Raw genomic sequence first — 6770 nt, 5'->3', positions numbered from 1 at the left:
AAGATTCTTGGGTATTGGTTTAGTGCTTCAGTCAGCACTCGGTCTATCTCCTCTAGGTATTCGAGAACGAGACCATCCTTGTGGTAGTAGAGTGGCTTTCCATTAAAGGTTCGGTCATGAGTGATGGTGTGGACTCTTTGATGAGCTACGTTGAGTTGATGAATCATGATTAGTTCCTGTGGTTTGTTGTGATTCCCACAGGAACTGTAACTACCGTAATTTTTAAGCTATTTACGGCTATGGTCGAAGTTGTTCATACGTTTGCCAAAGTGCTTGGTTCTTCTCTTCGCTAGGTAACTTAGTCGGTAAAAGACGGACTGAAACACCTCATCAAACTCCTCTGAGTTACGTAGCAAGTGATACTGACCTTGTTTGGAGAAATGGATAGCTGGTTTCTCTTTGCCTGAGTACATGGCTTCCACTGAACGCTTCCATGCATTACGAATACGGTTCGCCAAACTTTGCTGATACTCTCCAAAATCCCCCAGAGAGCGAAAGATATTCCGGTCAAAGATAAGCACAACGTGGTAATGGCTGCTTGATGAGGTATCACACTCTTTAGCCCATACATATCGAATGGTGGTTTCACGATAGGGTTTGCCATTTAGGCGAGCACTACGTCTTCGATATGCCGCTACCTGAGATTTCAAAGAGCGGAAGAAACGAGTCATCACTGCTGAATCATCCCCTCTAAAGTCTGTTGGTAAGTTAAGGTCCACTCGAACGATAAAAAGTCTTGCGTATTGCTCTAGAGCTTTCTCAAGGACTGACTCTATCCCTTCTAGGTATTCAACGACCAAACCCTCCTTGTCGATGTATATCTTGTTTCCGTTGAAAGTGGATTCGTGTGTGATGGTTAGATTTTTAGACATGATAGAGACCTATGTTTTGTTAATGACATAGGTACTGATAGTGACGTTATTTTCTAAGTCTCTCTTTGGGTAGGGGAACCCATCCCCTACCAAGATATCGAGTGATGAGGTCGTTGGTTGAGGTGTGGGATTAGATGAGTAGATGGAGAGGTATATATATTATTAATTACCGATCCCCCTCGATTCACTCCCACTCTGTTTTTAGGTGATTACTGAGCCTTCACATCGGCTAAATCCAACCAGCTAACCTTCATTTTTTATCAAAAATCACGGCTCATGCATTTTTACTTCTGGAGTTCACTCACATAAAAAGTGACAATCCAAAAAATAATTTATTTAGATATATCAATCGGACTACACTTTATGAACATAAATAATCAGCTAAAAACAGCTACCAATAAGTAGATCACTATGACCCCAAATCAGATAACAGATACAACCTACCAGCTCCACAATTTCATCAACCCGTTTGATAGGCAAGACAGTTATATTTTGCTTTCAGGAGGGTATTCAAAGACGCTAGTTATTGATAAAAATCGTCACTCTCCCACACGTTATTTGGGAATAAAAAACTGGGAACAACTAAAGTCAATATGGCCGGGGTTCACCCCTTTTGATGACGCTTACCTGATGCCATTCAGTCCGTTAAGCGAATCAAGATTTCGAAATAAACCCATAGCTGATGAATTCGTTGAGTATCGAAACATCTATCGTTATTTCGAAGAAAAGAGCATCAGGCAACAGCCAAAATCTACTCTCATTTGTTTGTGTATGTTGCTAGCAAAAAATTATGATGAGAAACTAGGCGGAATCCCAATGGGGATAAAAATGCTGGCCACTAGACTTGGAACTAACAGCCGTAAGATAACCGTCAGTATCAAATCACTCGAAGAAATGGGATTAATCGTTTTTCACCAAAGACGGGCAGATATCGACAAGGTGACTCTTCCTTGTTTTATTGAACCTACCAGCACATTTGTACTGAAATTTACGTCTCTATTTAGAAAAGGGAAAACAATACCAAAAGAAGAGCCAGAAGCAGGTACACCTAAGATTCAGACTGCCCCTGAACAAGATTATGACAACTTCATAAAAAGCATTGCCGCTCAAGAAAGCATCTATGATGACACAGAGGAAAACTTAACTGCCAAAAAGCCAGATTATTATCTACATGGTAAGGAAGGCTTCTTCTGGTATCAAAATAAAATATACACTCTTAAAGTGAGACTCTTGAACTTAGTAAGAAAGCCAAAGGTGGTGGAGGTGGTTAAAGCTCACGCCTATCGAGCTCTGCTCTAGATGCTCTGGTGTAGCAACACCTAAAACAAAGGCACAGTTGTTTACGGCAGAATTACATGACACTATGTGTAGTACCTCAGTATACAAATATAACTCACTCTGACAGCTTGGTGCTTCGATTAGTCAAACAGAACACATGCAAATGAACATCATTATCATTAATATTCTGGCGACATAGTAATCGATAGTTGAACTACAGGATACTGTCACAACTTAGAGTGACTGAGTGAAGATTATTTCATCAAAAACAGAACTATTGTCAACGTAAGAAACATAGCAACTTAAACCAACTGGGTAGTATATTGGGTAGTAAAATTCTAAATCAGACAACACAAAACCACTAAGTTTATGATTTTTAAGCAATAAAACTTATTGCTCAACGAACAGATCCAAAACATCGAATAGATTCTTGGGTAGCAAGCTACCCGTCCAAGAATGTCTTAAAAGCCCTGTTATTTGATTGTAAATACAGGGCTTTTTTATTTTCCCGTCCAAATCGCTTTGCAGATGTTAGGGCCTTTTAATTCAACGAATCACTTCACACACAACTCAGATCGTAAATGTCTGATTTAGTTGCCTCGAATTACGCATCAAAGCCGATCAGAGTATTTAAAATATGACTTCAACCTCTACACCTTCTATCCAACGCTTCTCTTCTAGTTTCTCATCAAAACTTAAGGTGACTTTAAGATAAGCAGGTTGGCCTTCAAACGGACTTTGTAGCTCTGGCGGTAGTTTATTCACAACTTCTACAGCACTAGAAACGGTGGCTTGATACTTTTTGCCATCAGGGAATTTGACTGTTGCTTTATTCCCTAAATGACTGTGTTTAAGAAATTTTGGATCAAGGAAAGCGGTGATCGTTGGCGTTATGTTTTTCGATACTGTGACCAAAGGGTCTCCTACATCCACCTGTTCTCCTTCACGCACATGCACATCAATCACGCGCCCAGTAAAAGGGGCTTTTATCGTCAAATTATTCTGAGTTGCTCGCAATACCACCATTTCTTTCATTAAAGAACGATATGTGACCGCGACAGGACCAGCCAAATCACTCTCCGCTTGCTTGTTTTTTGCCTCTTCATAAGCAATTTTTTGACTATTGAGTTGACTATTTAGAGCATTGTAAGTGCTTATAATTGAAGCATAATCGACATCAGAAACTTGGCCCTTAGCACGATACGTTGCATATTTCTCTCGGATTTCATTCACTTTCTCCAAGCTTTCTTTCGACTCTTTTATCGCTTGCAGATGTAAGCTCTTCACTTGGTCGTTGATCCGATGTGGCAGTTTAAGTAACTCCTGTTGAATAAAGTCGATCTGCTGCTCTAAGGTATCGTTGTCTAGTAACACCAGCGTTTCTGTTTCCAACACGGCTTTACCCACCATCGATGGTATTGGGCCAACCACACTTGGGTGAGGGGCATTAATCGTTACGGGACTAGTGGTAAGGATTGCTGGAGCAATAACTAAAACTTGAGTACGAAATAAATAATACGCCATCGCTAGCAAAGGGCTGACCACTATCGCTAGTATCAAATACCAACGTACACGATAGCCTCCTCGCTTTGCTTGACCATAGACTACTTTAATACCATTTTCGGACTGTGGTTTGTCCTTCTTTTCTAAATGAAAATTCACTTTCATACTAAAATCTTTTACCTTTTTTCAGCACCCACCAAGGTGCCATACTCGACTCTTCATGGCTTCGTCTTATAACTTCATTGATCATTGAGAATGCAGTAATCAAGCGCATACAGTATTGATATATTGGGTAAATCAATAACCATTTGGCATCCTTTAAATCCTGAATCTTTCGCTCTGAAATCAGGCCTATGTAAACGATAAATAGTAACGACGATAAAAACAGGTAGACGCAATAAAGCATCAGCGCCAACGCGATAACAAACGGCAATGGGTAACTGACGATCATAAACAGCGTAAAAAACACCACCAGAAGAGGTAGAAGAACATTTTGAATAACGCCGTAGGCTAAAGTGAAAATAAAGTTCCCCCACCCAAGCAACGCAGGTGTTAAACCCTGCTTGTGCTTACGAAGAAAGAGAAACAATAAGTCACCATCCCATCTCAATCTCTGCAGAACTAAGCCTTTTAGGGTGTCTGGAACATCTGTATGCCCTATTGCTTGGGTAGCAAACGCCAACTGGTTTTGTGGGTATCGACGCTTATACTGTTTAAGGCGCATGGTTAAATCGAGATCTTCCGCGGTATGGGTATCCCATCCCCCCACTTGACGAAGTATGTTCTTACGGAACGCGCCAAAGGCACCAGATATATTGTTCAAAACTCCCCATTTAGCCATTCCTGTTTTACCAGCTTGCATGGAGAGCATGTATTCCAGTGATTGCATTTTCGTCAGCAGGTTTTTATCGTGATTTCGCACACGCAACGCACCGCCACTCGCAATAACGTTTGATGAGTTAAATTGTTTCATCATGGTAAAGACCATGTCGTTATCAAATGAAGTGTCTCCATCGACATTTATCACGATTTCGCCGCAGGCCACCGATAGTCCCGCATTCAGTGTCGAAACACGCCCACCACGCTGCCATTTAGGTACAACTCGAACAATTCTGTTATGCCGACCAGCATGACGCTTCACTCCATCTACCGCTGCCTGATAGGTATCCCGATTTTGTACAGCGCCATCAACTACGGCCAGTATCTCGATTAAACCTGGATAAACCTGTTCAGCCAAAGTATCTATGGTAATACCAATCGCTTCCCCTTCACCGTAGCACGTAATCACAAAGCTCACTGATGGGAACGCTATTGGCTCCGGGGGCTGAGGACGATATGCCCAACGGAAAATTCCGGTTAAAACCAATAGATAGAGCGGCAACTCGATAACAATCATCAGAGGAAAAATCAGTAACCAAAGCTCTTGATTATGCAGTAGCATTCCCTTGAGGTAGTCAAGTAGAACTAAACTATCCTGCAGCATAGATATCTCTCAGTAAGGTCTCTAGCCAATGCTCAACATCAACACTTAACTCAGGCTCGGGAATACTTCTTACATGCACATTCAGCTCAAAATCGTCTTCCTCAATCAACTCACTCAGCTCTGAAAGCTTTGATTGAAGAGCGGATAAGCTCTGCTTTGTCGTATTTGGCATCAATACTAGCAATACATCCTGCTTGTACTGACAGCAAATGTCCGTGTCGCGGAAAAGGCTGCTCAAGCGCGTAGTGATCTGCTCTATCAATGCAAATAACTTTGCATCTCCATATTGTTTACCGTAGTCGCCCAGAGAAGGAAGATAGAGGGCCAGCAACAGATGCTCTTCCTTATGACGTATCGCCACTTTATTCACCCAGCTCAGTAGGTTTTGGAAATAGCCACTTTCAACTTTGCCTTTGATCGATAACTGAGGTGCCTGCTGAGATTTTCCATGTTTAAAAATATATTCTCCCGCCTCACCTAACCGATACTGATATATTTTTCTTACGACAAGTTCATTGACTGGTACTTTGCTATCACAGCTCATGCACTGGGTTAAGGTTGCCGCTTCAACGAAAAGGTTGGAACAGCTGTTACACTTATGATTTTCTAACGGTCTGTCGTAATCCACCCCTATGTGGCGCAATTGAGTCATACATTTCGGACACTCAAGCTTCCCACGACGAAGAAAGCTCTGCTGATCATCAACATGCCCGCATGTAAAACAGTGCAAAGAGCTTTGTGATTCAATATCAATACTAGAACAGCTTGGGCACACATCGACATAATTGAGATGGCCACTATTACACGTTGAGCAAACTCGGATACGATCCACCAACTGTTCCGCGTCAAGAATACTTCGATTTTTTTCTGCTAAAACAAATCGATACGTTGACTCTAACTCAGGGTACAGCGCTTCAATAATCGGGTAGCGATAAAGTGAAGTTGAGTGAACATCCTTATTACACAACACCTTACGCTCTCGATTTAAACTCAACCAACCTATTAGTGGATCAAGCTGCTCAATGTCAGCCGTCATAGATAACCGTCGTTCTGCCTCTTTAGTAACCGAGGTCCAAAGATCGGGTTCAAAGAGCCCATCGGTTGTACAGTCAGAGAACGACGTTTTCTGTGTAGTAAATAGCGACCAAGACCAACGCCAGCGGTTGTGATAAAACGTCTTGATGGCATCATCTAATTTGTCAGGTTCGCTGAAGTCAAAACAAACGGCTCCGCCAATCTTCTCCGGCAGTTGCTCTATGGATTCAACATAAACAATTTGATCAAACTCAGTGGTTTGCTGAGGCTGATTTCCAATCCAATATAGGAAGGTAGTAGAAGGCATACATCGTCTCTAAACAGTAGTGGGAAATGCGTGTGGTGCATTTGTAAACACATAACAACCGAACCTTGATGATCAGACTAAGTCTAGCTCACAGTCTGAGAGTCTATCGTGAAATATACTTTAAAGAACGTCGTACCATCACTAAATTAAACTATTGGTGTAGCGGCAGCAAATTGTGTGACGGCAGATTAGGACACAAGAAATGTCTCACATGTGAGACATGCGATTATTTTATATTTGCATACAAAAATTTAGCTTTTTTGAGATTTTAAGGAAGCAAAAACGTAACCTG

General features: G+C 41.6%; 5 protein-coding genes and 1 pseudogene. 1 reads left to right on the top strand and 5 read right to left on the bottom strand.

Annotated features, from left to right (window positions below; translation table 11 throughout):
- Window positions 1-167 (bottom strand): annotated as a pseudogene (locus ACQEXT_RS17280) (inovirus Gp2 family protein); the annotation flags it as partial.
- A gap of 60 nt (window positions 168-227) precedes the next feature.
- On the bottom strand, window positions 228-872 hold the full coding sequence (locus ACQEXT_RS17275) for an inovirus Gp2 family protein (protein WP_139046588.1): 645 nt from the start codon (window positions 870-872) through the stop codon (window positions 228-230).
- A 411-nt stretch (window positions 873-1283) separates the two neighbouring features.
- On the opposite strand from ACQEXT_RS17275, the gene ACQEXT_RS17270 reads away from it, so the two are divergent.
- Window positions 1284-2171, top strand: coding sequence for a hypothetical protein (locus ACQEXT_RS17270; protein ID WP_426953041.1), 888 nt, complete (start codon window positions 1284-1286; stop codon window positions 2169-2171).
- 609 nt (window positions 2172-2780) lie between these two features.
- On the opposite strand, the gene ACQEXT_RS17265 is transcribed toward ACQEXT_RS17270, so the two are convergent.
- Genes ACQEXT_RS17265 through ACQEXT_RS17255 form a run of 3 tightly spaced genes read right to left on the bottom strand, consistent with a single transcriptional unit; the run spans window position 2781 to window position 6478 of the window.
- Window positions 2781-3818 carry an HlyD family secretion protein gene (locus ACQEXT_RS17265; protein ID WP_426953040.1) on the bottom strand — a complete coding sequence of 346 codons (1038 nt, stop codon included), beginning with the start codon at window positions 3816-3818 and terminating at the stop codon, window positions 2781-2783.
- Between the two features lies 1 nt (window position 3819).
- Window positions 3820-5136, bottom strand: a complete 1317-nt coding sequence (locus ACQEXT_RS17260; protein ID WP_426953039.1) for a glycosyltransferase family 2 protein — start codon at window positions 5134-5136, stop codon at window positions 3820-3822.
- A complete protein-coding gene (locus ACQEXT_RS17255) occupies window positions 5123-6478 on the bottom strand; it encodes a diguanylate cyclase domain-containing protein (RefSeq protein WP_426953038.1) in 1356 nt (451 codons plus the stop codon). Before ACQEXT_RS17255 ends, ACQEXT_RS17260 begins: the two co-directional genes overlap by 14 nt.
- Window positions 6479-6770: the final 292 nt, after the last annotated feature.

Origin of the sequence: Vibrio sp. TRT 29B02 (assembly GCF_050113655.1) — a bacterium.
Classification (GTDB): domain Bacteria; phylum Pseudomonadota; class Gammaproteobacteria; order Enterobacterales; family Vibrionaceae; genus Vibrio.
The sequence above is the reverse complement of the archived record's forward strand: the minus strand, read 5'-3'. Positions and strand labels throughout refer to the sequence as shown.

Coding starts and splice junctions, on each gene's coding strand:
- ACQEXT_RS17275 (WP_139046588.1), bottom strand. CDS start 872: ATGTCTAAAAATCTAACCATCACACACGAATCCACTTTCAACGGAAAC.
- ACQEXT_RS17270 (WP_426953041.1), top strand. CDS start 1,284: ATGACCCCAAATCAGATAACAGATACAACCTACCAGCTCCACAATTTC.
- ACQEXT_RS17265 (WP_426953040.1), bottom strand. CDS start 3,818: ATGAAAGTGAATTTTCATTTAGAAAAGAAGGACAAACCACAGTCCGAA.
- ACQEXT_RS17260 (WP_426953039.1), bottom strand. CDS start 5,136: ATGCTGCAGGATAGTTTAGTTCTACTTGACTACCTCAAGGGAATGCTA.
- ACQEXT_RS17255 (WP_426953038.1), bottom strand. CDS start 6,478: ATGCCTTCTACTACCTTCCTATATTGGATTGGAAATCAGCCTCAGCAA.